The organism is Mesorhizobium sp. P3_A9, from assembly GCF_056402975.1.
Window position 1 is genome coordinate 1 of record NZ_JBFUGJ010000053.1, and the last position, 25436, is coordinate 25436.

Consider the following 25436-nt stretch of genomic DNA (forward strand, 5'->3'; position numbering starts at 1 on the left):
GTGCTGGCGTGCGTCTGTCCGGGTTTTTCTGTCGTTTTTTCAGGAAGGTCCCGCATTTTTTCAGCAAGGGTTGCAAAAAAGCCCGGCTTTATGCCGGGCTTTCCGCTTTATCTTGCCGTCAGGCGGCTCAGGCCGACTTCTTCTTGTCGTCGTCCTCGTCGATTTCCTCGAAATCGGCGTCCACCACGTCGGAGTCCTTGGCGGCGTCCGCCTTGGCGTCGGCTTCCGCCGCTTCCTTCTGCGAGGCCTCGTACATGGCCTGGCCAAGCTTCATCGAAGCTTCGGCAAGCACCTGGCTCTTGGCCTCGATGTCGGCCGCGTCGTCGCCCTCGGCAGCGGTCTTCAGGGCCGCGATCGCATCGGAAATCGCCGTGCGCTCGGCTTCCGAGACCTTGTCGCCATATTCCTTCAGCGACTTCTCGGAAGAATGCACCAGCGCCTCGGCCTGGTTGCGGGCCTCGACCACGGCACGCCGCTTCTTGTCGCTCTCGGCATTGGCTTCGGCGTCCTTGACCATCTTCTCGATGTCGGCGTCSGAAAGGCCGCCCGAGGCCTGGATGCGGATCTGGTGCTCCTTGCCGGTGCCCTTGTCCTTGGCCGAAACGTTGACGATGCCGTTGGCGTCGATGTCGAASGTGACYTCGATCTGCGGCACGCCGCGCGGGGCCGGCGGAATGCCGACCAGGTCGAACTGGCCGAGCGCCTTGTTGTCGGCGGCCATTTCACGCTCGCCCTGGAAGACGCGGATGGTCACGGCCGACTGACTGTCCTCAGCGGTCGAGAACACCTGGCTCTTCTTGGTCGGGATCGTCGTGTTGCGTTCGATCAGGCGGGTGAACACGCCACCCAGCGTCTCGATGCCAAGCGACAGCGGCGTCACGTCGAGCAGCAGCACGTCCTTGACGTCGCCCTGCAGCACGCCCGCCTGGATGGCGGCGCCGAGAGCGACGACCTCATCCGGGTTGACGCCCTTGTGTGGCTCCTTGCCGAAGAACTGCTTCACGATCTCCTGGATCTTGGGCATGCGGGTCATGCCGCCGACCAGGACCACTTCGTCTATCTCGCCGGCCTTCAGGCCGGCATCCTTGAGCGCCGCCTTGCAGGGCTCGATGGTGCGCTGGACGAGGTCGTCGACCAGCTGCTCGAACTTGGCGCGCGTCAGCTTCAGCGTCAGGTGCTTCGGGCCGGTCGCGTCGGCGGTGATGAAGGGCAGGTTGATTTCGGTCTGCGTCGTCGACGACAGCTCGATCTTGGCCTTTTCAGCCGCCTCCTTGAGGCGCTGCAGGGCAAGCTTGTCGTTCTTCAGGTCGATGCCCTGTTCCTTCTTGAACTCGGTCGCCAGATATTCGACCAGGCGCATGTCGAAATCCTCGCCGCCGAGGAAGGTGTCGCCATTGGTCGACTTCACCTCGAACACGCCGTCGCCGATTTCGAGCACCGAAATGTCGAACGTGCCGCCGCCAAGGTCATAGACGGCAATGGTCTTGCCTTCCTTCTTGTCGAGGCCGTAAGCGAGCGCGGCAGCGGTCGGCTCGTTGATGATGCGCAGCACTTCCAGGCCGGCGATCTTGCCGGCATCCTTGGTTGCCTGACGCTGGGCGTCGTTGAAATAGGCCGGAACGGTGATAACCGCCTTCTCGACCTTCTCGCCGAGATAGGCTTCCGCCGTTTCCTTCATCTTCTGCAGGATCATGGCCGAGATCTGGCTGGGCGACTGCTTCTTGCCGCCGGCTTCGACCCAGGCATCGCCATTGTCGCCCTTGACGATCTTGTAGGGGACAAGCTTCTTGTCCTTCTCCGTCACCGGATCGTCATAGCGGCGGCCGATCAGGCGCTTGACCGCGAAGATGGTGTTTTCAGKATTGGTGACCGCCTGGCGCTTGGCCGGCTGGCCGACGAGACGTTCGCCGTCGCCCGAGATGGCGACGATGGAAGGCGTCGTGCGCGCGCCTTCCGCATTCTCGATCACCTTCGGTTCCTTGCCATCCATGATGGCGATGCAGGAGTTTGTGGTGCCGAGATCGATACCGATTACTTTTGCCATTTTTCTAGTCTCTCCGCTAAGCAGGCTTTCAGGACCCGTAAAGGCGTTCCAACGAAAGCCCCTGTTCATAAGAAATCCCGTTCGGCAACTGGTGTTCCGCCGCCGCACGGCTTGGCGCGTATATAAGAACAGGCGGCATCGGGCGCAAGCATTCTGCGCAAGGCTTCCATGAACCTTTCCACCTCCGTGCGCGACTGACGTCCAGGTGCCGCATGGTGCGGCCCGGAAAGGAAGCCCCCCATGACCAGCAACCCAGAGACTCCCAGGTCTCCGGGAACAACAGGAGCTCGGCGCGACCACCGCCTTCGGGACGGGGTCGATGCGCTGGGCTTTCTCTTGATTCCGTTGACCCTGCGGAAGACCAAGCGTATCGTGACTGTGAGGAAAGCAGACAATTCGATCAGGGAAGAACGAGCCGGACCGCCGCGCCCTGCCCTGATTTGCGCGGCAGCCCCGGACGTTTCTCCCCTGGACTACGGGGGTAGTGTCATGTCTCGCATCCGCGGCTCGTTCGCATCGTCTCTCTATGGCTATTTGCGCCGCACCGCTTATGCCGGTGGCGGATTGCTGGCCCTGGCACTTGCCGCCGGCCTTTGGCCTAGCGGCACCGCCCAGGCGCAGGAAACCCAGATCATCTATCCTGGCTCGATGGCGGTCACCGGCTTTCCCGGGACCGTCATTCCCAATCTGGATGAGGGCCTGCCGCCCGGAGTCGACCCGGTCGACGAGACCTTCATCGACACCACGCGCGCCACCTTGCGCGTTTTCGACGTTTCGCATCTCGGCGGCCCGGCCTCGGGCCAGCTCGTCTTCACGCCGCCGCCTTTCGAGGTCACGGCCGGCCAGATCGGCGAAGTGTTCGGCMTCACCTATGATGRCGGCGTGCGCGACGGCGTSCCSTCSGGCATTCCSAACCTYTATGCCGSCGCMACCTCGCTGCACGGSATMSRMATCGTCACSCCWGACGCMGACRSKGATGGCMGSCCGGAGCGGCAGCGCCGCGGCACATCAGGCGCCACCTTCATGGAAGGCCAGTTCGGCACCGAAAACGGCGGCGGGCCGGGCACCATCTGGAAGATCGACGGCATCACTGGCCAGGTCGCCAAATTCGCCGACATCGACACCAACAGCGGTCCCGGCATCGGCAATATCACCTTCGATCCCAACCACCGCCAGTTCTTCGCCTCCGACCTCGACACCGGCTTGATTCATCGCATCGACGCCAACGGCGGATTGATCGACACGTTCGATCATGGTGTCGCCGGGCGCCCGGCGCACGGGCTGGCTCCGGTCGCCGACGACGGCGCGGTGATGGACATACAAGGTGCCGCTTTCGACACGGAAGATCCCGAGACCTGGGGCTACACCCAGGACGACCGACGCGTCTGGGCGGTTTCCTATCATGGCGGCCGGCTCTATTATTCGGTCGGCGAAAAGTCTGAGATCTGGTCGGTGGGTATTGCCCGCGACGGCACCTTTGCCGGCGACCCGCGCTGGGAACTGACGGTCAAGGCCGACAAGGATTACGCCGTCACCGACATCGCCTTCGACAACAGCGGCTTCATGTATCTGGCCCAGCGCGGCCCGGTCGAAAACCGCTATGATTACAGCCGCTTCGCCGATTCCGGCAAGGGCGAGGTCATCCGCTATTTCAGAGAAAACCCGGACGATCCGGCAACGGAATCGGTCTGGGTGGAGACGCCGCAGGAATATGCGGTCGGTTTCCCGCAAGGCAACAGGCAGTCGGCCGGCGGTCTCGACCTGCAATATGGCTATGACGCCGACGGCAATCTCGACACTTCGGTCTGTACCCAGACGCTGGTCAACACCGGCGACAAATTGCGCGACAATCCAAAGCTTGCCGAGCAGCTCGCCGCCGGCGGGCCGCTCGCCGTGCATGGCGTGCAGATCACGCCCAAGGACCTGGTCAAGCCGGCCAATTTGCCACCCTTCGGCTCGTGGTTCGTTGATTTCGACGGCTATTTCGAAGATCCGGAAGTGGAAGGCCATGTCGGCGACGTCGMSGTCTGGCAYCCCTGCGAGGGYCGTGCCGGYTAYTAYGAAGAAATMCCGGGCGGCTATCTGCCACCYTTCTATCCGCCGGACTTCCCACCSCCCGGCRAYCTGCCTCCYTGYCTCGATRTCGACGACGTCCAGTAYTACTGCACGCCKTCGGGCCTCGAGGCYGATCTCTATCTCCATGACCATGCCGGCTTYGGCGGCGATTCGATCAAGGCCCAGTCCAGGACGCCAGGCGTCGGGGTGACCTCACCCATGTCGCATGCGCCGGGCAAGCCGTACACGATCAACATCACCGGCCATTATCCGGGCGACAGAGTGGATGTTGGACTTTGCTTCTACAGGAAGTCCGACAAGGACAAGGGTGGCTACTACCCTTGCTGCAAGATGACCTTGCCGCTCCGCACCCCAGCCGTCAGCTGCGAACGTTGAGGAGGGGAAGATGAAAAATCTCGCACTCTCCCCGCTCGCGGAAAACAACCCAACCGTCATGGAGACGATCATGAAACCCCTGTCATACGCCAGGCGCGGCGCGCGCTGGCTGATGGCGGCCGGTATCGCGGTCGCCATGCTCACCCCTGTGGCAAGCCACGCGGAAGACGCCGTTCCGGTCACCCCGGAACTGAAGCTCGATCTCGACAATTCGCGCGTCGTCAATCCGAGGCCGGACCGGCTCGTGCCTTTCTTCACCAAGAAAGGCACTCAGCGAGGCTGCGACTACGTCGTCTACTCGCTGAGCTTCGGCTTGCGCGGCGATCCGCAAGGCTTTGCCGACCCAAGCCTCGCGGCCAGGCTGAACAAGCTCAAGCTCGACTTCAAGGACCAGCTTCCGCACGGCCTTGAGATCGTCAACGTCAATGTGGCCGGCGACGGCACGGATTCGTCCGGTGGGCCACTGCCGGGCGCTTCGATCAGCACCTCGGCAAATCCCAACGATACGGCCACGGTGTCCGATTTCCGGCTCTCCGCCGCCGATCTCGATGGCGCCGGTGCCGCCAATGAACGCGTCATCACCTTCCAGATCACCGCCAAGATCGACCATGCGGCGTTTCCAGCGCCGACGGTTGTCGACAACCAGGGTGTGATCAAGGCGACGCCGGCCGTCGGCACGGGGGCCATCATCCCGTCGCAGGATCCGAGCAAGCCCGACGACGGCGACTTCAAGACCGGCGTCAAGACCTCGATCAAGATCGACGTCACCAAGTGCAATCCGCCACCGCCACCTCCCGGCAAGGAATGCTTCAAGGTGGAACGCGGCACGGTTGATTGCGTGCCCGGCGGCGGCGCCTTCATCTACCATATGCCGGTTGGCCCGGAGATGGGCGGCAAGTGGGTGCAGGTGTCGACGACGACACCCGGCATCACCATCATCCCCGACACCCAATTGGTGCCTCCGGGCGGCGGTGTGCTCAACTGGAAGATCGTCGGTGCGTCACCCGGCGACGTCATCCACCTCATCGTCACCGGCATCGAGACCTATGCCGGCCCGAAGGAGGGTTGGGGCCTGTGCTGCACGCAGACCATCGACATCGTCATCCCGCGCGACCAGAGATGTCCGCCCAAGGACAAGGAACCGGATCTCAAGGTCGAGAAACGCGCCGATGTCCCACGCTGCACCATGGCCGGCGGCTGCGACTTCACCATCAGGGTCACCAATGTCGGCACCGCGCCCTACAACGGCAAAATCGTGCTCGACGAGGTGACGCTGCCGGCCGGCTCGACGCTGAGTTCAGGGCCCAATCCGCCCTGGGTCTGCGTACCCGGCACCACCCCGATGATTTGCACCTATCCGGCGACCACCCTCAATCCGGGCGCCTTTGTCGACCTCAAGCTCGGCTTCAAGCCGGCCGGCGGCTGGCAAGGCAAGGTGCTGCGCAACTGCGCCACCTACAATTATCCGGCCAGCGGCAAGCCGCTGTTCGGCAGCCAGCAAAACGACAGGGGCTGCGCCTCGATCCCGATCTGCCGCCGTGGCGATCGTGACCGCGACTGCCAGCCGCCTGTCGAGAAGAAGGTTGACCTGATCCTGAAGAAGCGCGCACGCATTCCGGTCTGCACGCCGGACGGCGTCTGCTACTTCGTCATCGACATCATCAACAACGGCACAGCAACCTATAACGGGCCGCTGACGGTGATCGACAACTACCCCGGCGGCGCACCGGCCTCCTCGACCTTCGGCCCAAGCCCGCCCTGGACTTGCGGTCCGAACGGTCCCGGCCAGTTCCGCTGCGACAATGCCGGCATCTCGCTGCCTGCGGGCGCCTCGACGCCGATCTTCGTCAAGGCGGTCATGCCGGCCGGCTACCAGTCAGATGCGGTCGAGAACTGCGCCGCGGTGAAGGCCATTCCCGGTGAGGTCGACCTCACCAACAACAAGGCCTGCGCCAAGGAACGCATCCGTCATCCCAATGGCGGCAAGCCGACCTTGCGCATCACCAAGGTGTGCAACGGCTCGCTGCCCGGTGCCGCGGTCATCTCTTGCCGCATTACCGTCATCAGCCTGGGCACCGCTGCCCCCATCGGTCCGGTGCGGGTCAACGATGCCGCCACGCTGGTATCGGGCGGCGCGCCCGTCCTGATCCAGACCGTCACCCCTGACGGCGCGGAATGGGCATGCGGACCGGTCCCGGCCAATGCGCTGTCGTGCCAGATTCCGGGCGCCGTCATGACACCTGGAACCAGCCGCCACTTCGACGTGACGGTCTCGGCCAATGGCCAGTTCGAAAACTGCGCACGCGGCTCCTATGGGCCGGCGCCCGGCGACGATGTCGTCTATCCGATCGGCCAGGCCTGCGCCAAGGGCGGCGGCTCTTCGACCATCCGTGTCGAGAAGACCGGCGACCGCGAATGCCGGCTCGGCCAGCCCTGCTCGTTCGATATCACCATATCAAATGATGGGACGAGCCCCTTCTCCGGTCCGGTCCGCATCGGTGATGCGATCGGCGTGGAAGGTCTCGGCCGGCTGGACGGTGTTGCGATCACCTCGATCGACCCGCCCTTCGGCTGCTCGCCGGAGCCGACGACACTGCCGGCCTCCTGCATCGCCAACCTGACGCTCGGCGCCGGTGAAAGCCAGTCGCATCACGTCACCGTGGTCATTCCCGACGATGGCCGTCTGGCCAACCTGGAGGGCAACGTCAACGGCCAGAACTGCGTCGGCGTCCTGTCTCCCGACACGCGGGTGCAGGGCGGCGGCGACGTGCTGGGCGGTGACCAGGGCAATGTGCAGGGCGATCGCGGCAAGGCCTATGCGTGCCACCCCTTCATCATCACGCATGAGATGAAGAAGGAGTGCTCGCCGGGCTTCGTCATGAACGATGCCGGCCGCTGCGTCTGCCCGGAAGGCACCACCTTCCGCAACGGCCAGTGCACCGGCGGCGGCACCAACATCCTGCCGACACCACCACCGCCGAAGCGTTGCGTGCTGCTCGAAGGCCAGATCCGCACCGAGGACGGGCGCTGCATCTGCCCGCGCGGCACGGGTTTGGAGAACGGGAAGTGCGTCAGGACCGACAGACCTGAGCAGTGCACCATCCGCGGCCAGATCCATGATGCCGATGGCGATTGTGTCTGCCCGCAAGGGACAGAGGTGCGCAACGGCGCCTGCCGTCCGATCCGGCCGAAGCCTGAGCAGTGCACCATCCGTGGCCAGATCCACGACGCCGATGGCGACTGCGTCTGCCCGCAAGGGACCGAGGTGCGCAACGGCGCCTGCCGACCGATCCGGCCGAAGCCTGACCAGTGCACCATTCGCGGCCAGGTCCACAACTCGGACGGCGATTGTGTCTGTCCGCAAGGGACCGAGGTGCGCAACGGGTCCTGCCGTCCGGTTAGGCCGAAGCCCGACCAGTGCACCATCCGCGGCCAGGTCCACGACGGCGACGGCAATTGCGTCTGCCCGAGGGGTACCGAGGTGCAAGGCAATGCCTGCCGTCGCAAGCAGCCGCAACTGGAGCAGTGCGACATACGCGGCCAGGTCCACAACAAGCGCGGCGAGTGTGTCTGCCCGCGTGGGACCGAGGTGATCGACGGCGCGTGCCGCAAGCCCAGGCAACAGACGGAATGCGCACCGGGCTCGCAGATGGTCAATGGCCAGTGCCAGCCCATCTTCAGGCGGCGCTGCCCGGAAGGCACGATCGGGCGCTATCCCAACTGCCGGCCGATACGCGGGCAGCCGTCCCTGGAGCTGCTTCCGGGCCAACTGCTGCAGCAGGTCCTGCCACGGCGTCAGCCACAGGTTGAACAGCAGCAGGATCCAGCCAGGATCCTGAAGCTCCAGCAGCAATAACGATCTGCTCGACGCCAGACCAGAAACCCGCCGGAGCAATCCGGCGGGTTTTTCTTTCATGCCCCGGGGCAAGTGGGAATTGGCGGCAACGCAGCAACGCCACCCAAGCCTGTGGAGCCATGCCTGCGCCCTCGACAAGTCACCCGCCGCGCATTAGGCAGTCGGTCCAGGGTGAGCGGTATGAAAAGCGCACCCGGAAAGGCCGCGAGATGAGCAAAAAGACCYTGATCGCRCCWTCGGTGCTGGCKTCGGAYTTTTCGAAGCTCGGCGACGAGGTCGAGGCGGTGGYGGCGGCCGGCGCSGACTGGATCCATCTCGAYGTCATGGAYGGSCATTTCGTSCCCAACATCACCTTCGGTCCRCCSGTSATCAAGGCGATCCGCAACCGCACCAAGGCTTTCTTCGACTGCCATCTGATGATTGCGCCGGCCGATCCCTATCTCGCCGCCTTCGCCGAGGCCGGCTGTGACGGCATGACGGTGCATGCGGAGGCCGGGCCACATCTCGACCGCTCGCTGCAGACCATCAGGAACCTCGGCAAGAAGGCCGGTGTGTCGCTCAATCCGGCGACGCCGGAAACGATGATCGAATATGTGCTCGACCGGCTCGACCTGATCCTGATCATGACCGTCAACCCGGGTTTCGGCGGCCAGGCTTTCATCCCGGCGATGGTCGACAAGGTGAGACGCGTCAAGGCGCTGATCGGCGACCGGCCGATCCGCATCGAAATCGACGGCGGCGTTTCGCCGGAGACAGCTCCCCTGGTCACATCGGCCGGCGCCGATGTGCTGGTGGCAGGTGCCGCCATCTTCAAGGGCGGCAGCGTCGAAGCCTACCGCTCCAACATCGAGGCGATCAGGACAGCGGCCGACAAGGCCGCCGGCTAAACTCACCGCTATCATCCCGTTTAATCCGACAGGCCGGCCAAGAGCCGTTGTGCGGACGCGGCTCCTTCGGGACCCGCCCTGCCCGAATCAGATTCGCTGAGAAGGCCTGATTCGGGCGAACCATCCGCTGTCTTTGCGCGCGACAGAAAAGATGCTCGCATGGGCACACAAGAAACAGATGATCCTGCGTGCATAAAAAACACGTTAAGTTTCTACTGGTTGTAGAGACGCGCAAATTTCCACGATCAGATGCAGATCGGGGTATATTCCTTTGTCCTTAAGTACAATAGAGCTATCTTGTGCTTGAGCCCCCAGGCGCAAGCACTGTATGGAACATGTACGGAAGGATTCTTTGCGGACTCGAATTGCCCGGAGAAAAATGGGGACAAGGAGTCAACTTTTGACATATGGAGCTGCCAACCTGAACGACGACGGCACAGGATCCAAGAGCACACTTGCCAGTACGGTCTATCACCAATTGCGTGATGATCTTCTCGGCGGCGCTCTTGAAACCGAAAGCAAGCTGCGGGTCGAGTGGGTTGTTTCCAAGTATGGCGCCGGCGCTTCCCCGGTCCGTGAAGCTCTTAACCGTCTTGCCTCCGAAGGACTTCTTGGTCGCCACGACCAGCGTGGCTTTTTCATCATGCCGGTCACTGCGACGGAGCTTGAGGAGCTGACGCGCACCCGCTGCTGGCTCGAGGAGCGGGCGCTTCGCGAATCCATTGCCCATCGCACCGCCGAATGGGAAGAACAGCTGGTGCTGGCGCTGCATCGCCTGGGCCGCGCCTCACGTCTTTCGCCGCAAAATGCCACGTCGCTCGATCCGGATTGGGAGAAATTGCACCGCACCTTCCATCGGGTGCTGATCTCGGCCTGCCGGTCGCACTGGCTGGTGGGTTTCTGCGATCAGCTTTCCGATCACGCCTATCGCTACCGGCAAATGGCCAATGACGGCGAAAGCATCCAGCGCGACGATTTCGCCGAACACCGGCTGATCGCCGAAAGCGCGCTGGACGGCAATGCCGACGGCGCCGTCCAGGCCTTGATCGATCACTACCAGCTGACCGCTGCCATGTGTATGGAGCGCTTCAAGCAAGGCGAAATCGCAAAAGCCGCCGTCGCGGCCGAACGCGCCCGGCGGTAGCGCTCGTTCGGCCGACAGGCCTTCGCGACCCGTCGCGGGCAACCTTTGACGCGACCGGGTGGACCGCCACAAGTGCCCCCATTTTCCAGGCCGGCGCTGCCCCTCACCTGCCTGCCGGCATCCTCTCCCCGTAAACGGGGCGAGGGACGCTGTCCCCGCCGCTTTCGCCAATTGCCAGCGTCCAGAAAGGGCGCCGGCGTTGCTGCCGGCCTCTTTCGCCCCGTTTACGGGGAGAAATGCCCGGCAGGGCAATGAGGGGCGGCGCCAACTTCGGCGATTGGCAGGTTCCGCCACACGTTGGAAAGCGATTGCCTTGTGAACCGCCATCTCCAGTCTTGACGAGATCGCTGAGAAACGCGAACGCTTCGCCGCCAAAACATGCCGCTCAAGGTGCATGCGCAAGGCTTGCCGTTCCGCCACCCCAGGGAAAACTTCATGAGCAATCATCTGTTCGATGCGTTCCGGTCGCGGATGCCGGCGCCCGGGCGTCTGTTGATGGAGGCAGATGATGGGCGCTCGCTCAGCTATGGCGACATGCTGGCGCGGTCGGCACAGCTCGCGCATGCGCTGCTGCAACTGGACGTCGAGCCGGGTGATCGTGTCGCCGTGCAGGTCGAGAAGAGCCCGGAGGCGCTGCTGCTCTACCTCGCCTGYSTGCGYGCMGGMGCCGTCTTCCTGCCGCTCAACACCGCCTACACGCTGACSGARCTCRGCTATTTCTTCGRSGATGCCGMACCGCGSSTSRTCGTCTGCGATCCGGCACGGTCGCCCGACATCGGCCGCATGGTCGAACCGTCAGGTGCCGTCGTGGTCACACTCGATCGCAATGGCCGGGGGTCCCTTACGGACCAGGCCTCGCGACAGGCGTCCGATTTTCACGATGTCGAGCGGGGGGCGGACGATCTCGCGGCGATCCTCTACACGTCGGGAACCACCGGCCGTTCGAAAGGCGCCATGCTCAGCCACGAGAACCTGGCCTCGAACGCGCGGGTGCTGGTCGAGCAATGGCGCTTCACATCGGGCGACGTGCTGATCCACGCGCTGCCGATCTTCCATACGCACGGCCTGTTCGTCGCCACCAATGTCATCCTGATGGCCGGCGCCTCGATGCTGTTCGAACAGAAATTCGATCCGGCTCGCATCATCGCGCTGCTGCCGCGCGCAACCGCGCTGATGGGCGTGCCGACCTTCTATACCAGGCTTTTGCAGCAGGATGGTCTGGATCGTGAGACGGCTAAGAATATCCGCCTGTTCGTGTCCGGCTCGGCGCCGCTGCTGGCCGAGACGCACAAGGCCTGGCGCGAGCGCACCGGCCACGCCATCCTCGAACGCTACGGCATGACCGAGACCAACATGAACACGTCGAACCCCTATGAAGGCGAACGGCGCGCCGGCACGGTCGGATTCCCCTTGCCTGGCGTGTCGCTGCGCATCGCCGATCCCGACAGCGGCAAACCGCCTGCCCAGGGCGAGGTCGGCATGATCGAGGTCAAGGGTCCGAACGTGTTTGGCGGCTACTGGCGCATGCCGGAAAAGACCAAAGCGGAATTTCGCGCCGACGGCTTCTTCATCACTGGCGACCTCGGCATTATCGATGCCGATGGCTATGTGCATATCGTCGGCCGCGGCAAGGACCTGATCATATCAGGCGGCTACAACATCTATCCGAAGGAGCTCGAAAGCGAGATCGACGCGCTCGACGGAGTGAGCGAGAGCGCCGTCATCGGCGTCGCTCATCCCGATTTCGGCGAAGGCGTCACCGCGGTCGTCGTGCGGGCGCCGAGCTCACAAATCACCGGCGCGGAAATTCTCGGCGCCATCGCCGGGCGCGTTGCAAAATACAAGCATCCGAAGCAGGTGATCTTCGTCGACGAATTGCCGCGCAACACGATGGGCAAGGTGCAGAAGAATCTTCTGCGCGATACCTATAAGGATCTCTACGCGTCCTAGAGCAATTCCAGGAAAAGTGTGAGCGGTTTTCCCRGGAAAAGCGCRTAGSGCTTTCCCTTRGGAATTGCGWMAAAACARAGAGTTAGAGCGGTTCGCCGTTTCCATGAAACGGTGAAACTCTCTAGTTCGCCGTCTTGCGCGGCTTTTCAAGCCTCGTACCGGAGCCCCACAGGGCGCGCTGGATCAGGCCGCGTTTGCGATTGCGCGGCACGAGGTCAATATCCCTGACCAGTTTTGCGCCACCCTTGTGCCGTTCGAGCGTGATCTTGCGGGTGTGGAAGGCTTCCAGTTCGGCGCGGTGCGCCACGCTGACGATGGTGACCTCGGGCAGTTCGCGGATCACCGTTTCCATCATCTGGTCCTGGCTTTTTTCGTCCAGCGCCGAGGTCGCCTCATCCAGCACGACGATGTCCGGGCGATGCAGCAAAAGCCGCGCGAAGGCGACCCGCTGCTTTTCGCCGCCCGACAGGGTCTGGTCCCAGGGCGCTTCCTCCTTGATCCGGCCGGCGAGGTGGCCGAGGCCGACCTTGTCGAGAGCCGCCTTGATCTGCTCGAGCTTCCAGTGGTTGGCGGCCGCGGGGTAGGCGACCACCCGGCGCAGCGTGCCGGACGGGATGTAGGGCCGCTGCGGCAGCATGAACAATCGTTTGTCGGGATGGAAATTGACGCTGCCGCTTCCCCATGGCCAAAGGCCCGCGATCGCCCGCACCAGCGTCGACTTGCCCGAGCCGGATTCACCTGAAACCAGCACCCGCTCGCCCGCTTCAACCCCGACTTCCGTTTCCTTGACCACGGACGTGCCGTCGTCGAGCGTCACCGAGAGATTGTCGAGGGAGAGCATCGTATCGCCCTTGGTCTCGCCGTGAAGGATGCGCCCTAGCTCGTTGCTCTGCTCGGCGCGCTCCAGCCCGTCGAGCGACATCATCAGCGAGGCGATACGGCGTGCCGAGGCGTTCCAATCGGCAAGGCGCGGATAATTATCGACCAGCCAGCCGAACGCCCCCTGCACGATGGCGAAGGCGGAGGCGGCCTGCATGACTTGGCCGAGCGACATCGAGCCTTCGAGAAACTTTGGCGCGCACAGCAGCACCGGCACGACAGGCGCGAACAGGCTCGATCCCTGCGACACCACCGCCGTGCGCATATGCTGGCCGGTCAGTTGCGCCCATCGCTTCAGCACGCCGGCAAAGGTCCTGTCGATGCCGCTGCGTTCCTCCTCCTCGCCGCCGAGCAGGGCGATGCTCTCGCCGTTTTCGCGCACGCGCGTCAGCACGTAGCGGAATTCTGCTTCCGTCTGGTTCTTCTCTTCGGACAGCCGCACGAAATCGCGGCCGATAAAGAACATCGAGGTGGAGGTGATCGCGGCATAGATCACCGCTGTGATGACGAGGAAGCCGGGCACGGTGAAGGTCGACCCTCCCAATGTGAAGCTCAAGGCCCCACCGATCGTCCACAGCACCACGATAAAGGTCGAGGCCGAAAGGGTGGCGACAATCACGCCGGCGACGAAGTCGACCGGCGCCTCGGTGGCGACCCGAAGATCTTCCGAGAGGCGCGCCTCGGGGTTCTGGTGGTCGCCCTGCACCAGGTTCAACTGGTAGTAGCGGCCGTTGGTGAGCCAGCGCGCTATCACCGAGGTGGTCAGCCAGGAGCGCCAGCGGCGCTGCATGGTCATGCGCAGATAGACCTGAGCGACGACAAGGCTGATGCTGCCAAGCACGAGCGGCACGAACACCGCGCTCAGGAAATAGACGCTATGGGCGTCGCGCTTCTCGATGGCGTCGAAAATCGAGCGGTTCCAGACATTGATCCCGTACTGGAAGCCGACATTGACGACGATGAGGATCAGCAGCCCGATCGTCAAGGGCCAGCCGAGTCTGTCGCCGTGCCGTCCCCAGTAGCCGCGTCCGCTGATCCAGAACCGCTTCAGCAGGTATTTCTTGCGCGCCTGTTCGGCTTGCTCTGGCGTCAGCTGTGGATCGGGTTCGACGGCCTCCGGCGGCGGTGTCTCGTCGACGATCCCGGGAGCCGCCGCTTCGACGGTCGAGGCTTTCTTGTCGCGTGGCTTCTTTTCGAGCGGAACTTGGTCGCGCGGCCTCTCGTCACGCGGCTTTTGCCGTCGCGGCTTGGGGGCGCTGCGCGGCTTGATTCCATCGGCCGGTGTCGATCTGGGTTTCGCGTCGGACATGCGCTCCGACAACGACCTCGAAATCAAAAGGTTTCATGACGTTCGCCCGAGAGGAGAAATTCCCAGCGGTGCTTATAATTGCGTATGCAGCAGCTCGACGACATGGTCGGCGATCGCCAGGCTYGCCGTCAGGCCGGGGCTCTCGATGCCGAACAGATTGACGATCYGCCYRRCGCCRTGRTCGGCCGGACCCTGGATCATGAAATCGGCCGCAGGCTGGCCGGGACCGGACAGYTTYGGCCTGATGCCGGCATAGGCCGGCTGCAGGACGCCGTCGGCAAGATCGGGCCAATAGCGCCGGATCGCTTCATAGAAGACGGCACTTCGGCCGGGATCGACGGTGTAATCGACATGGTCGACCCATTCGACATCAGGCCCAAAGCGGGCACTGCCGCCGAGGTCAAGCGTCAGATGGACGCCAAGGCCGCCTTCGACCGGAACCGGATAGATCAGCCGCGAAAACGGTGAACGGCCCGGAAGCGCGAAATAGTTCCCGCGCGCCAGCCACTGCCGGGGGATGAGATCCCTTGGGAAACCGTCGATGCGGCCGGCCACCGCCTGCGCATCGAGGCCCGCGGCATTGATGAAGGCGCCGGCCTCCAGGGCGAAGGTCTCGCCATTGGCATCGCGCGTGTCGATCCGGATCCCGTCGGCTTCGATCGTCGCCCCGGCGACCGAGGTGAGGAAAGCGAAAGATGCGCCGGCGGCTTCGGCGTCGCCGCGCAGCGACAGCATCAGTGCATGGCTGTCGACAATCCCGGTCGATGGCGACAGCAACGCGGCGGCACATGTCAGCGCTGGCTCCAGGCTTTCGGCCTCGCCGCGCGCCAAAAGCTGGAGATCGTCGACGCCGCAGCGGCGCGCATTGGCCTCGATCTTCCGCAACCCGTCCGTCTGGCCGGGCTCGCTGGCGACGATCAGCTTGCCGGCGCGCGTATGGGCGACGCCGTGCTCGGCGCAGTAGGCGTAGAGACGCCGCCGCCCTTCGACGCAGAGCCGGGCCTTCAGGCTTCCCGGTGCATAATAGAGCCCGGCATGGATGACTTCGGAATTGCGCGAACTGGTGATGGTGCCGATCGCGTCGGCCTGCTCGACCACCACCACCTCGCGGCCCGACAGGGCAAGCGCCCTGGCGATGGCAAGCCCGACGACGCCTGCTCCGGCGACGACACAATCGATGGTCTGCATGGCCTCGCTTTCAGCGTGAAGCGCCGGCCTCGAACACCTTGTCGCCGCCGATCCAGACGCTTCCTATGCCAAGATCGTCCGACAGCGCAACGATATCCGCCACCGTGCCGTTGGCCAGGCGGCCAAGCCGATGCGACTGGCCGACCGCCTGCGCCGGGTAGAGCGACGCCATGCGCAAGGCCTCGGACAGATCGACACCGACGACATTGTGCATGAAACGCACGGCCGAGATCATGTCGAGGTCGGCGCCCGCCAGTGTCCCGTCGGCAAGCCTGAGGCTGCCATCCCGGCGGTAGATGGTGCGGCCGTTGAGCGTGAACGAGGTCATGTCTGTGCCGATCGTCGCCATCGCGTCGCTGACCAGCACGATCTTGCCTGGCCCCTGCTTGGCATCGAGCGCGATCCTGATGGTGGCGGGATGAACATGGATGCCGTCGGCGATCAGCCCGGCGGACAAGGTGCCGATGTCGATGGCCGTGCCGGCCAGGCCCGGTTCGCGATTGCCGATCTGGCTCATGGCGTTGAACAGATGGGTGACCACGCTGGCACCCGCGTCGGCAAAGGCTTTTGCCGTGGCGTAACCGGTGTCGGAATGCCCGAGGCTGACGACGACGCCGGCCTTGACCAAGGCCGCAACACGCGCCGGTTCGACGGATTCCGGCGCGATCGTGGTGAGCAGCACCGGTAGCTTTTGCCGCGCCGCGATCAGCATTGCCTGGTCGGCATCCGTCATCGGCCGGATCAGCGCCGGATCGTGCGCGCCCTTACGGGCGATCGACAGATGCGGGCCTTCGAGATGCAGGCCGAGGAAACCAGGCACCTTTTGCAGCGCGGCTGCTTCGCCGGCGATGATCGCAGCTGCGGTGATTGCGGGCGTATCGGTGATCAGCGTCGCCAGCAGCGCTGTCGTGCCGAACGGCGCGTGTGCCTTGCAGATGGTTTCGATCGAGGCGACATCGGGGTGGTCGTTGAGCATGACGCCGCCGCCGCCATTGACCTGGATGTCGACGAAACCCGGCRCCAGMATGCCACCGCCGGTCTCGACGACACGGATATCCGATGAGACGGCGCCGGTGGGCAAAATAGCCTCGACGAGACCGTCCCGCACCACAAGGGCGTGGCCCTCGTGCCAGTCATCGCCGTCGAAAATGCGGGCGCCGGTCAGGGCAAAACGATCGCTCATACCGTCTCCGTCACCTTGCGAAGATTGCGCGGCGTGTCCGGATCGAGGCCGCGGTGGCGCGCGAAGGCCTCGACGAAGACGTAGAACGAAACGATCAGCGTCAGCGGATCGGTCAGCGGATGGCCAGTGGCGACATGCGGCAGGCGCGTGGCGCGATTGGCCAGCGCTGAGGTGACGAACACCGGCGCCCCCTTGGCCGCCAGGCCGTCGGCCGCTTCGGCGACGGACGGTTCGGATGCATCGCGCGCGGCCAGCGCCAGCACCGGAAAGTCGGGGCCGATCAGCGCCAGCGGACCGTGCATGACTTCGGCAGCACTATAGGCCTCCGCATGCATGCCGCAGGTCTCCTTGAACTTCAGCGCCGCCTCGTTGGCCATCGCCGCCGACGGGCCGCGGCCAAGGATGAACAGTGACTTCTGCTTCTCGATGGTTTCGGAGAGCACGCTCATCCAGTCGCAGGCGATCGCCTTGCCGAAATGCTCGGGCAAGCGGGCTAGTGCTGCCAGAAGCGCCTCGTCGCCGGTGGAATGCGCCATCAAGGCGAGACCGGCGACGGCGGAATTGACGAAGGTCTTGGTCGCCGCGACGCTGCGCTCGGGCCCGGCCAATATGTCGATAGCATAGTCCGAGGCACGCGCCAGCGGCGAATCGGCGGTGTTGGTGACGGCGATGGTCAGCGCGCCGCCGGCGCGTGCGGTTTCGGCCATGGCGACGATGTCGGGGCTCTTGCCCGACTGCGAGATCGCCAGGCAGGCCGAGCCGCCGAGCCTCAGCTTGCGGCCATAGATCGAAGCGATGGAGGGACCGACCGAAGCGACGGCAAGGCCCGCGGTCAGTTCGACGGCATACTTCATGAAGGTCGCCGCATGGTCGGACGAACCGCGCGCCACGGTGACGACGAACTGCGGGTCGCGTTCCCTGATGCCACGCCCGGCCTCGGCAAGCACGGCGCCGGAGCCGTCGAGCAGGCGGGCGACGGCCTGCGGGATCTCCTCGATCTCGCGCTGCATATGGGTGGTGTTGGGGATCATGGTCGGCCCTCTTCGCTCGGCCCTGTCAGCCGCAGTTCGGCGACGAAATCATAGGCGTCGCCGCGGTAGATGGAACGGGTGAATTCGATCACCTTGCCGCTCGCCAGATAGGAAATGCGTTCGATGTGCAGGCCGGCRATGCCYGGYGGCACYTCCAGMAGGCGCGCATCGCTGTCGCCGAGGTTGGCGGCCGAGATGCGCTGYACSGCCCGCACCGGCCGGTTACCGGTCAATTCGAGTGCCGCATAGAGCGAGGAACCGATGCCCGCCGGGTCGGGCAGCACGCTGGCCGACAGCGAGGCGCGTTCGATCGCYAGCGGCGTGTCGTTGGCGATGCGCAGGCGCGCCACGCGCGCCACCAGTTCGCTCGACGACAGGCCAAGCACCATCATCTCGTCGGGCGAGGGGGCGTAGAGGCCGCGGTCGAGCCAGGCCGAGCGCACCGCCATGCCGCGCCGCGCCATGTCTTCGGTAAACGAGGTCAGCCGCGACAGCGACTGCTCGACGCGCTCCATGCGTGGCGCCACGAACGTGCCGGAGCCGTGGCGCTGGACGAGGATGCCGCCCTTGACCAGGTCCTGTACCGCCTTGCGCACGGTGACGCGTGAAATGTCGGCCTTGGTGGCGATGTCGCGCTCGGAAGGCAGCGCGTCGCCCGGCCCGATCAGGCCGCGGTTGACGGCGTCCTCGATGCTCTTGCGCAATTGCAGATAGAGCGGGGCGCCGCTTTGCGCGGATTGCTTCAGCGTGGCGAAGATCTGGTCGGCGGCGTCGCTCATCGAGCCGCCTCCGCTGGTTTGGCGAACAGACGCGCCGCCATCTGCACGGCGCCGCCCAGCGCGTCGTCGAGCGGCGGCTTCAGCAGTGCCTGGTAGCGTGCCGACAGGCGCGGCGCATAAAGCGGTGCCAGTCCGCCGAGCAGGCAAAGCGGCGCATCATCCGGAAGGCCGAGCGCGCCGAGCGAAGCCTCGACATCGCTGACCGCCTTGTCGACGATCCAGTTGGCGACGGCATCGCCCTTTTCGGCATGCTCGAACACTTTGGGCGCGAAGCCGCCGAAATCGCCGGGCTTGGCATTGGTGGTGAATTCGACCACGTCCTCGGGATTGTTGCGGAAGGTGGCCATCATGGCGTCGGTCAGCGGCGAGCGCGCGCGCACGCCGTCATGGGCAAGCAGCGTCTGTTCCAGGAGATCGCGGCCGATGCGGGCGCCGCTGCCCTGGTCGCCGACCTGAAAACCCCARCCGCCGATGGCGCGCGACKTGCCGTTCYTKCGCGCCATATAGGCRGTGCCGGTGCCGAGGATSGCCATGGCGCCGTCGCCGGAGCCGACMGCGCCTTCSAGYGCGATCTCGGCGTCGGTCTCGACGCGGCTGATGCTGAACGGCAGGATCGCTTCGAGCTGCTGCCGGTAAGTACCGACATTGGCGCCGGCAAGGCCGAGAATGGCTGGTGTCTGCGGGATCAGCTCCGGATCCTGCCCAGCGGCCATGAACGCCTGCCGCGCGGCGTCGACAATGTTTGAGCGCGCCCCGGTGAGGTCGRTGCGGATGTTGGCGGCGCCGCTTTTGGCGCGGCCGATGACAGCGCCGTCCACTGTTGCCAGGGCGGCCCTGCAGCTGGTGCCGCCGCCATCGATACCGAGCACGAATTTCACGCGATTTCTCCTCCGGGCGGATAATACCAATAAAATACCAATAGCCAAGGATTAATTTCCGTTTCAAAAAGATTAAGCCGTATTTTATTGAAAATCCTCAGCATTTCGTCGGCTCAGCGATTTCCTGCCCGCGAATTCGTTAATGCGTGTGGACAAGTGGTATTTTTTTGGTATTGTTCTGGTATTGGAGGAACACGGATGGCTGAAACGCGCACCGAAGCGCTTCACAGGAATGCCGAGGGGCTGGATATCCAGGCTCCGGAAGCCATCCTTGTTTCGCTGGTCGATGCGCAGATCGAGGCCGCCAAGGCCGTCCGCAACGCCATCCCCGCCATCGCCAGAGCAGCTGAAATCATTGCGGACAGGCTGAACCGCGGCGGCAAGCTTGCCTATGCCGCGGCCGGCAGTTCCGGCCTGATGGCACTGGCCGACGCCTTGGAACTGCCCGGCACCTTCGGCATTCAGCGCGACCGCATCGCCATCCTGATTGCCGGGGGCGACGAGGCTTTCCACACGCTGGCTGGCGGGCCGGAGGATGACGCGGAGGAAGCCTCGGCGGCGGTCGCCAATGCCGGCATCGGCGCAGGCGATTGCCTGATCGCCCTTTCCGCCAGCGGCACCACACCCTATGCGGTGCGCGCCATCGAGGAAGCCTCTCGTCGCGGTGCGGCCACCATCGGCATCGCCAACAACCGGGACTCGGCTCTGCTGCGTCAGGCCGATACCTCCATCCTGCTCGAAACGCCGCCGGAAGTGATCGCCGGCTCGACGCGCATGGGCGCCGGCACCGCCCAGAAGATCGCGCTCAACATGCTGTCGACCTTGACCGCCGTCCATCTCGGCCATGTCCATGACGGCTACATGGTCAACCTCATGGCCGACAACATCAAGCTGCGCGACCGCGCCGCGCGCATCGTCGCCGCCATCAGCGGGCGCAGTACGGATGATGCGGCGCGTCTGCTCGAAAAGAGCGGCGGCGCGGTCAAGACCGCCATTCTGCTCGCCGCCGGCGCCGACAGCGCCGATGCGGCGCAGAAGATACTGGAAGAGGCCGGCCAGAAGCTGCGGCCGGCCCTTTCCGCGATGGAGGGGAGCAAGCGGCGCACTGCCTCTGTTCTCATCAAAACCGAACCTGAAAAAGGTCAACAGGGAGACTGAGCATGACAACGAAACTACTGACGGCACTGCTTTTGGGCACCAGCATTCTCGGCTCGGCCGGGATGGCTTCTGCCGCGGACGTAACGCTCAACATCGAAAGCTGGCGCGGTGACGACCTTGCCATCTGGAAGGACAAGCTGATCCCGGCTTTCGAAGCCAAGAACCCCGGCATCAAGGTGGTGTTCGCACCATCGGCGCCGACCGAGTATGACGCMGCACTCGGCGCCAAGCTCGCCGCCGGCTCGGCGGGCGACCTGATCACCTGCCGCCCGTTCGACAAGTCGCTCGAGCTGTTCAAGAAGGGCAACCTTGCCGACCTCTCGGCGCTGCCCGGCATGGAGAACTTCTCGCCGGTGGCCAAGTCCGCCTGGCAGACCGACGACGGCAAGGCGAGCTTCTGCGTGCCGATGGCTTCCGTCATCCACGGCTTCATCTACAACAAGGACGCCTTCGACAAGCTCGGCATCAAGATCCCGACGACCCGCGACGAGTTCTTCGCCGCGCTCGACAAGATCAAGGCCGACGGCACCTACATCCCGATGGCGATGGGCACCAAGGACCTCTGGGAAGCCGCGACCATGGGCTACCAGAACATCGGCCCCAACTACTGGAAGGGCGAAGACGGCCGTGCGGCGCTGATCAAGGGCGACCAGAAGCTGACCGACAAGGACTGGGTCGCTCCCTATGAGGAACTGGCCAAGTGGAAGCCTTATCTGGGTGACGGCTTCGAAGCCCAGACCTATCCGGACAGCCAGAACCTGTTCACGCTCGGCCGCGCCGCCATCTACCCGGCCGGCTCGTGGGAAATCGGCCTGTTCAACACCCAGGCCCAGTTCAAGATGGGCGCCTTCCCGCCCCCGGTCGAGAAGGCCGGCGACACCTGCTACATCTCCGACCATACCGACATCGGTATGGGTCTGAATGCAGCGTCGAAGAACGCCGACGCCGCCAAGACCTTCCTGTCCTGGGTCGCTTCGCCGGATTTCGCCACCATCTACGCCAACGCGCTGCCGGGCTTCTTCAGCCTGAACTCCTCGCCGGTGAAGATGGMAGACCCGCTGGCGCAGGAATTCGTCTCCTGGCGCGRCAAGTGCAAGTCGACGATYCGCTCGACCTACCAGATCCTGTCGCGCGGCACGCCGAACCTSGAAAACGAGACCTGGGTTGAATCGGCCAACGTCATCAACGGCACCGACACSCCGGAAGCCGCGGCCAAGAAGCTGCAGACCGGTCTCGACAGCTGGTACAAGCCGGSSAAGTAAGAGCTCAGGCAACGGAGCCGGCTGGGCGCATGCCTGGCCGGTTCCGAATACCCTGGTTTTTCAGAAGTGCATCCGTTCAGATAGCGATTGTCGGCACCGCCTCGCGGCCTTACCCTTGATCCACTGGGGAAAGGCTAGCTGATCAGTCGCAGGCCTTTGTTCTTGCCGAAACGGGCAAGGATGTCACGGCCGTGCATCGAGGCATCATCTAGCATCGACACCATTTGGAACCGAGAGACGGCGGGGACCGAACTCATGGCCGCAGAAACACGACCGAAGAGACCGACCCGCTGGCACATCGGCGTCTTCCTGGCGCCGGCGCTGCTCGTCTACACGGCGATCATGATCCTGCCGCTGGCCGGCACGCTGCAGCTGTCGCTGTTCCGCAACATTGAGCAGCACCAGATCTTCGTCGGGCTGGCGAACTTCCGCACCTTGTTCGGCGACCCCAACTGGTCGGTCGGGTTCTGGAATGCGCTCAGGAACAACACCTGGTTCTTCATGATCCACATGCTGGTGCAGAACCCGATCGGCGTCATKCTGGCGGCRYTTCTRTCCAGCCCRAGGCTGAGATTYGCCGCCTTCTACCGCACGGCGATCTTCGTGCCGACSATCCTGTCCTTCGTCATCGTCGGCTTCGCCTGGAAGCTGATCCTGTCGCCGCTATGGGGCGTGGCGCCGCATCTGATGGACCTGGTCGGCCTGAAAAGCCTGTTCACGCCATGGCTTGGCAAGGAACAATACGCGCTGACCGCGCTCAGCCTGATCTCGGTGTGGCAGTTCGTCGGCATCCCGATGATGCTGATCTACGCCGCCCTGCTGTCGATCCCCGAAGAGGTGATCGAGGCGGCCGAATGCGACGGCATCACCGGCCTGTCGCAGTTCTGGAAGATCAAGCTGCCGCTGATCCTGCCGTCGATCGGCATCATCTCGATCCTCACCTTCGTCGGCAATTTCAACGCCTTCGACCTGATCTACACYGCGCAAGGSGCGCTSGCCGGGCCGAAYTATTCGACCGAYATTCTCGGCACCTTCCTCTACCGCGCCTTCTTCGGCTTCCARCTGCAGGTCGGCGATCCCAAYATGGGYGCGGCGATCGCCACGATGATGTTCCTGATCATCCTYGGCGGYGTCTGCGTCTACCTSTTCCTCGTCCAGACGCGCCTGCGTCGCTACCAGTTCTGAGGGGCAAGAGATGAGCACCGCCACCCGTTCGCTGCCCCGCACCATCGGCGCCCACGCGATCCTGTTGACCTACACGGCGATCGCGCTGTTCCCGGTGATCCTGGTGATCATGAACTCGTTCAAATCCCGCGCCGGCATCTTCGGCGCGCCGCTGACGCCGCCGACACCAAAAACTTTCGACCTGATCGGTTACACCACAGTCATCGGCCAGGGCGACTTCATCCACTATTTCCAGAACAGCCTCGTCGTCACCGTCGCCTCGCTGTTCTTCGTGCTTCTGTTCGGCGCGATGGCTGCCTTCGCGCTGTCGGAATACCGCTTCCGCGGCAATTCGCTGATGGGCCTCTACCTGGCGCTCGGCATCATGATCCCGATCCGGCTCGGCACCGTCGCCATCCTGCAATTGATGGTGGCGAGCGGGCTGGTCAACACGCTGACCTCGCTGATCCTGGTCTACACCGCGCAAGGCCTGCCGCTCGCCGTCTTCATCCTGTCGGAATTCATGAAGCAGGTGTCCGACGATCTGAAGAATGCCGGCCGCATCGACGGCCTGTCCGAATACACCATCTTCTTCCGCCTGGTGCTGCCGCTGGTGCGGCCGTCCATGGCCACCGTCGCCGTCTTCACCATGATCCCGATCTGGAACGATCTGTGGTTCCCGCTGATCCTGGCGCCGTCGGAAGAGACCAAGACGGTGACGCTCGGCGCCCAGCTGTTCCTCGGCCAGTTCGTCACCAACTGGAACGCCATCCTGGCGGCGCTGTCGCTGGCGATCATGCCGGTGCTGATCCTCTACGTCATCTTCTCGCGGCAGCTGATCCGCGGCATTACTTCCGGAGCCGTCAAGTGAGCGAGGGGCAAGAGGCCATCGTGCAGGCTCTCGTTGAGACAGGGAGCCGCTATGGATTCCGGGGCGTTCGCGCCAAAAATTTCTATCGCGAGCGGCCGGAAACAATCTGTGTGCTGAACCTTCAGAAGTCTTCCTGGGGGCCACAGTTCTATCTGAACGCCGCAGTGTGGTTCACGCGACTTGGGCCGGAGCGCCGGCCGAAGGAATACAATTGCCACATCATCTGGCGAGTCGACTCTTTGATGACTAGCGAGCAATCCAAGGCATTTGAAGGGGCGCTCAATCTGGATCATTCGATCCCGAATGACCGGAGATCTTCTCTGATCAAAGAAGGGGTCGATACATACGGCTTTGGCCTTCTGGCCCGTTGCGAGAGCGAAGAGGCTGCCCTGCAGATCGCCGGTGAGAACGGCCCGAATGTGAGAGTAGCTCTCAAAGCCCGCAGGCAAGAAAAGGCAGATTGAAATGGCTCAACCCCTTCGCGTCGTCGTCGCCGGGCTCGGCAATATGGGCCGCAGCCATGCGCTGGCCTACCATACCAATCCGGGCTTCGAGATCGCCGCACTCATCAACCGCTCCGACGTGCCTTTGCCGGAAGGGCTGTCGGGCTATAGCATCAGGCGCTCGTTCGACGACGCACTGCGCGACGAAAACCCCGATGTCGCCTGCATCGCCACCTATTCCGACAGCCATGCCGATTATGCGGTCAGGGCGTTCGAGGCCGGCTGCCACGTCTTTGTCGAAAAGCCGCTCGCAACGACCGTCGCCGACGCAAAACGTGTCGTCGCGGCCGCCAAGGCCAACGGCAAGAAACTGGTGATCGGCTACATCCTGCGCCACCACCCCTCCTGGATCAGGCTGATCGCCGAGGCACGCAAGCTCGGCGGCCCCTACGTGTTCCGCATGAACCTCAACCAGCAATCCTCGGGCCATACCTGGGAGACACACAAGCAATTGATGCAGACGACGTCGCCGATCGTCGACTGCGGCGTGCACTATCTCGACGTCATGCTGCAGATCACCGACGCCAGGCCGGTCGAGGTGCGCGGCATGGGTGTACGGCTGACCGAGGAGGTGGCGCCCTCGATGTACAATTACGGCCACCTGCAGGTGCTGTTCGATGATGGTTCGGTCGGCTGGTACGAGGCCGGCTGGGGCCCGATGATTTCCGAAACCGCCTTCTTTGTGAAGGATGTCATCTCACCCAAGGGCTGCGTGTCGATCGTCATGAAGGARGGYGTSAAGTCSGAYGACATCGACACCCACACCAAGACCTCKACYATCCGCCTGCACAGTGCGGCGACMGGSCCKGACGGCAARTTCGTCARGSAGGACGAGATGCTGTCGATGGCAGGCGAACCCGGCCACCAGGATCTCTGCGACCTCGAACAGGCCTTTGTGC

General features: G+C 64.0%; 18 protein-coding genes. 11 read left to right on the forward strand and 7 right to left on the reverse strand.

The annotated features are described in order from the left end of the window. Positions 1-127: 127 nt before the first annotated feature. Positions 128-2044 (reverse strand): molecular chaperone DnaK, encoded by a 1917-nt coding sequence (dnaK, locus tag AC1DX0_RS10945; protein ID WP_477355311.1) that lies wholly within the window; start codon positions 2042-2044, stop codon positions 128-130. Positions 2045-2533: 489 nt separating this feature from the next. Here dnaK and AC1DX0_RS10950 point away from each other — a divergent pair, with 489 nt between their 5' ends. The 5 genes from AC1DX0_RS10950 (at position 2534) to AC1DX0_RS10970 (ending at position 12332) form a co-directional block, all read left to right on the forward strand. Next, positions 2534-4495, forward strand: a complete 1962-nt coding sequence (locus AC1DX0_RS10950; protein WP_477355314.1) for an NHL repeat-containing protein — start codon at positions 2534-2536, stop codon at positions 4493-4495. A gap of 10 nt (positions 4496-4505) precedes the next feature. Continuing rightward, positions 4506-8351 (forward strand): DUF7929 domain-containing protein, encoded by a 3846-nt coding sequence (locus AC1DX0_RS10955; protein ID WP_477218930.1) that lies wholly within the window; start codon positions 4506-4508, stop codon positions 8349-8351. Positions 8352-8560: 209 nt separating this feature from the next. Further along, entirely contained in the window at positions 8561-9238 is a 678-nt protein-coding gene (gene rpe, locus AC1DX0_RS10960) for a ribulose-phosphate 3-epimerase (protein ID WP_477355317.1), read from the forward strand. A 400-nt stretch (positions 9239-9638) separates the two neighbouring features. Beyond that, positions 9639-10382 (forward strand): GntR family transcriptional regulator, encoded by a 744-nt coding sequence (locus tag AC1DX0_RS10965; protein ID WP_477219114.1) that lies wholly within the window; start codon positions 9639-9641, stop codon positions 10380-10382. A gap of 435 nt (positions 10383-10817) precedes the next feature. Further along, positions 10818-12332 (forward strand): malonate--CoA ligase, encoded by a 1515-nt coding sequence (locus AC1DX0_RS10970; protein WP_477355320.1) that lies wholly within the window; start codon positions 10818-10820, stop codon positions 12330-12332. Positions 12333-12453: 121 nt separating this feature from the next. Here the strand turns inward: AC1DX0_RS10970 and AC1DX0_RS10975 are convergent, their stop codons facing one another. From AC1DX0_RS10975 to AC1DX0_RS11000, 6 genes are all read right to left on the reverse strand, one after another. After that, a complete protein-coding gene (locus AC1DX0_RS10975; RefSeq protein ID WP_477218927.1) occupies positions 12454-14520 on the reverse strand; it encodes an ABC transporter ATP-binding protein/permease in 2067 nt (688 codons plus the stop codon). 72 nt (positions 14521-14592) lie between these two features. After that, positions 14593-15708: an NAD(P)/FAD-dependent oxidoreductase gene (locus AC1DX0_RS10980; RefSeq protein WP_477355323.1), complete on the reverse strand. Its 1116-nt coding sequence runs from the start codon at positions 15706-15708 to the stop codon at positions 14593-14595. Positions 15709-15718: 10 nt separating this feature from the next. Further along, positions 15719-16891 (reverse strand): N-acetylglucosamine-6-phosphate deacetylase, encoded by a 1173-nt coding sequence (gene nagA, locus AC1DX0_RS10985; protein ID WP_477355326.1) that lies wholly within the window; start codon positions 16889-16891, stop codon positions 15719-15721. After that, on the reverse strand, positions 16888-17922 hold the full coding sequence (locus AC1DX0_RS10990; RefSeq protein ID WP_027040956.1) for an SIS domain-containing protein: 1035 nt from the start codon (positions 17920-17922) through the stop codon (positions 16888-16890). Before AC1DX0_RS10990 ends, nagA begins: the two co-directional genes overlap by 4 nt. After that, positions 17919-18701: a GntR family transcriptional regulator gene (locus AC1DX0_RS10995; protein ID WP_095202943.1), complete on the reverse strand. Its 783-nt coding sequence runs from the start codon at positions 18699-18701 to the stop codon at positions 17919-17921. The genes AC1DX0_RS10990 and AC1DX0_RS10995 overlap by 4 nt, the downstream gene beginning before the upstream one ends. Beyond that, positions 18698-19579, reverse strand: a complete 882-nt coding sequence (locus tag AC1DX0_RS11000) for a glucosamine kinase nucleotide-binding domain-containing protein (RefSeq protein ID WP_477355329.1) — start codon at positions 19577-19579, stop codon at positions 18698-18700. Before AC1DX0_RS11000 ends, AC1DX0_RS10995 begins: the two co-directional genes overlap by 4 nt. A gap of 198 nt (positions 19580-19777) precedes the next feature. Here AC1DX0_RS11000 and AC1DX0_RS11005 point away from each other — a divergent pair, with 198 nt between their 5' ends. From AC1DX0_RS11005 to AC1DX0_RS11030, 6 genes are all read left to right on the forward strand, one after another. After that, complete coding sequence (locus AC1DX0_RS11005; protein WP_477218923.1) at positions 19778-20737, forward strand: N-acetylmuramic acid 6-phosphate etherase; 960 nt, start codon at positions 19778-19780, stop codon at positions 20735-20737. A gap of 2 nt (positions 20738-20739) precedes the next feature. Next, positions 20740-21999 (forward strand): ABC transporter substrate-binding protein, encoded by a 1260-nt coding sequence (locus AC1DX0_RS11010; protein WP_477355332.1) that lies wholly within the window; start codon positions 20740-20742, stop codon positions 21997-21999. A 255-nt stretch (positions 22000-22254) separates the two neighbouring features. After that, positions 22255-23184 (forward strand): carbohydrate ABC transporter permease, encoded by a 930-nt coding sequence (locus AC1DX0_RS11015; protein WP_477355335.1) that lies wholly within the window; start codon positions 22255-22257, stop codon positions 23182-23184. Positions 23185-23194: 10 nt separating this feature from the next. Beyond that, the gene (locus tag AC1DX0_RS11020; protein WP_172221463.1) at positions 23195-24034 is read left to right on the forward strand and encodes a carbohydrate ABC transporter permease; all 840 of its coding nucleotides are present in this window, start codon (positions 23195-23197) and stop codon (positions 24032-24034) included. Continuing rightward, on the forward strand, positions 24031-24498 hold the full coding sequence (locus tag AC1DX0_RS11025; protein WP_477218920.1) for a DUF4304 domain-containing protein: 468 nt from the start codon (positions 24031-24033) through the stop codon (positions 24496-24498). The genes AC1DX0_RS11020 and AC1DX0_RS11025 overlap by 4 nt, the downstream gene beginning before the upstream one ends. A 1-nt stretch (position 24499) precedes the next feature. Further along, positions 24500-25436: Gfo/Idh/MocA family protein (locus AC1DX0_RS11030; RefSeq protein ID WP_477355338.1), on the forward strand; the 937-nt coding region annotated here is incomplete at its 3' end.

Excerpts from the sequence above, each read along its gene's own strand:
- AC1DX0_RS10990 (WP_027040956.1), bottom strand. The coding sequence starts at position 17,922 with ATGATCCCCAACACCACCCATATGCAGCGCGAGATCGAGGAGATCCCG.
- AC1DX0_RS11005 (WP_477218923.1), top strand. The coding sequence starts at position 19,778 with ATGGCTGAAACGCGCACCGAAGCGCTTCACAGGAATGCCGAGGGGCTG.
- AC1DX0_RS10955 (WP_477218930.1), top strand. The coding sequence starts at position 4,506 with ATGAAAAATCTCGCACTCTCCCCGCTCGCGGAAAACAACCCAACCGTC.
- AC1DX0_RS10975 (WP_477218927.1), bottom strand. The coding sequence starts at position 14,520 with ATGTCCGACGCGAAACCCAGATCGACACCGGCCGATGGAATCAAGCCG.
- AC1DX0_RS11020 (WP_172221463.1), top strand. The coding sequence starts at position 23,195 with ATGAGCACCGCCACCCGTTCGCTGCCCCGCACCATCGGCGCCCACGCG.